Below are 1,431 nucleotides of genomic sequence, written 5' to 3'. Positions count from 1 at the left end.
GTTTGGTAAAAAATGAAAAAAGGTGTTGAGGAAAAGAAAGAGAAAATAAAAAAGTGAGAGGGGACGTAGAAGTAAAGAATAGAGAAAGAATAGAGAAAGAATAGAGAAAGAATAGAGAAAGAATAGAGAAAGAATAGAGAAAGAATAGAGAAAGAATAGAGAAAGAATAGAGAAAGAATAGAGAAAGAATAGAGAAAGAATAGAAAAAGAATAGAAAAAGAATAGAAAAAGAATAGAAAAAGAATAGAAAAAGAATAGAAAAAGAATAGAAAAAGAATAGAAAAAGAATAGAAAGGTGTATTATGATATGTAATATATAGTAGGTTTGATATTGAAAGCTTGGAGGGGGTGGATTATAATATAAGTATTAAAGTTTAGCAAAAAAAGGATTGGGATATTGGTTGATGGTGTGTGGTAGTTATAATAACAAGGACGATAAAATAAAGGCTTATTAAAGCCTTTAGTGTAAAAATTATTTTTGCCCTATGTAGATGAAGTGTTGTATGCTTCCTTCAAAATTATATAAATTTATCAGCTCATAATCTCCCCAAAACAATGGTCTAAAAGGTTTAAATTTTTCTTTTAATTCTTCAATCATATTTGTAAAATTTATATTAAGTAGATTCACTATTTAATCTTGGACTAGATTTTACTTCCACTAAACCATTTTCTTTAACATCCCCTATAACAAATTCTTGGTAAGCTTTAGAGCTAATCATAGTCGCGAAAATTATTGCTCCATCATTGCATAAATCATAAAATTCTTCAATAGTTTTTTGAAAATCTTTGCTTGGCAGATAATATAAACTTTGATTTGCAAAAATAAAATCCATTTTTACATCAAATAAATTTTTAAAACTAAAATTAAGTGTAATTACGTGAAAAATTATTTTCATTTATCCTAGGATCTTTTTTCCAAGTATTTTTTAATTAGGAACAATATCTGCATCATAAGCGTTAATACCCCCCCCCCGTTACATCTTGAAAATATTTAGAATGCGCTCCATTCCCACAACCAAAATCAAGCAAATTTCCACTTGTTTTGTTTAATTTATACTTCAAGATTCTCTCATAAAATCTTATAACATGTCCATCAGGATATTACAAACCATATCCTTCATTGTCATATTTTTTAGTATATCCTGATAATGAATTATCCATAATTTATCCTTTAAATTTAAAATATAACTTCATTATACAATAAAATAAAAATATTATAATGATTTTTAATTCTTCTTTTAGAAAAGTAATAAAATATATTAAAAGCACAAATACTAATTTAATTTTATGGCGACCCCTAGAGGATTTGAACCTCTGTTATCACACAGAGAGAGTGACGTCCTGAGCCACTAGACGAAAGGGTCAATAAGTGGTGTCCCGTGTTGGATTCGAACCAACGGCCCCCTCCTTAAAAGGGAGATGCTCTACCGG

2 protein-coding genes and 1 tRNA gene are annotated in these 1,431 nt (G+C 28.3%); all 3 read right to left on the bottom strand.

Going from position 1 to position 1,431, the window contains the following annotated elements; genetic code table 11:
• Window positions 1-472: 472 nt before the first annotated feature.
• The 3 genes from L8W68_RS08170 to L8W68_RS08160 all read right to left on the bottom strand — a co-directional run bounded on the left by L8W68_RS08170 (window position 473) and on the right by L8W68_RS08160 (window position 1,364).
• Window positions 473-598 carry a hypothetical protein gene (locus L8W68_RS08170; protein WP_263675757.1) on the bottom strand — a complete coding sequence of 42 codons (126 nt, stop codon included), beginning with the start codon at window positions 596-598 and terminating at the stop codon, window positions 473-475.
• Between the two features lie 16 nt (window positions 599-614).
• Complete coding sequence (locus L8W68_RS08165) at window positions 615-896, bottom strand: hypothetical protein (RefSeq protein ID WP_263675756.1); 282 nt, start codon at window positions 894-896, stop codon at window positions 615-617.
• Between the two features lie 392 nt (window positions 897-1,288).
• Window positions 1,289-1,364 (bottom strand) — tRNA-Glu (locus L8W68_RS08160).
• Window positions 1,365-1,431 lie beyond the last annotated feature (67 nt).

Source organism: Campylobacter sp. FU_497, from assembly GCF_025772425.1.
Classification (GTDB): Bacteria; Campylobacterota; Campylobacteria; order Campylobacterales; family Campylobacteraceae; genus Campylobacter_D; species Campylobacter_D lari_C.
This window is presented reverse-complemented; position numbering and strand designations above follow the sequence as displayed.

Excerpts from the sequence above, each read along its gene's own strand:
- L8W68_RS08170 (WP_263675757.1), bottom strand. The coding sequence starts at position 598 with ATGATTGAAGAATTAAAAGAAAAATTTAAACCTTTTAGACCATTGTTT.
- L8W68_RS08165 (WP_263675756.1), bottom strand. The coding sequence starts at position 896 with ATGAAAATAATTTTTCACGTAATTACACTTAATTTTAGTTTTAAAAAT.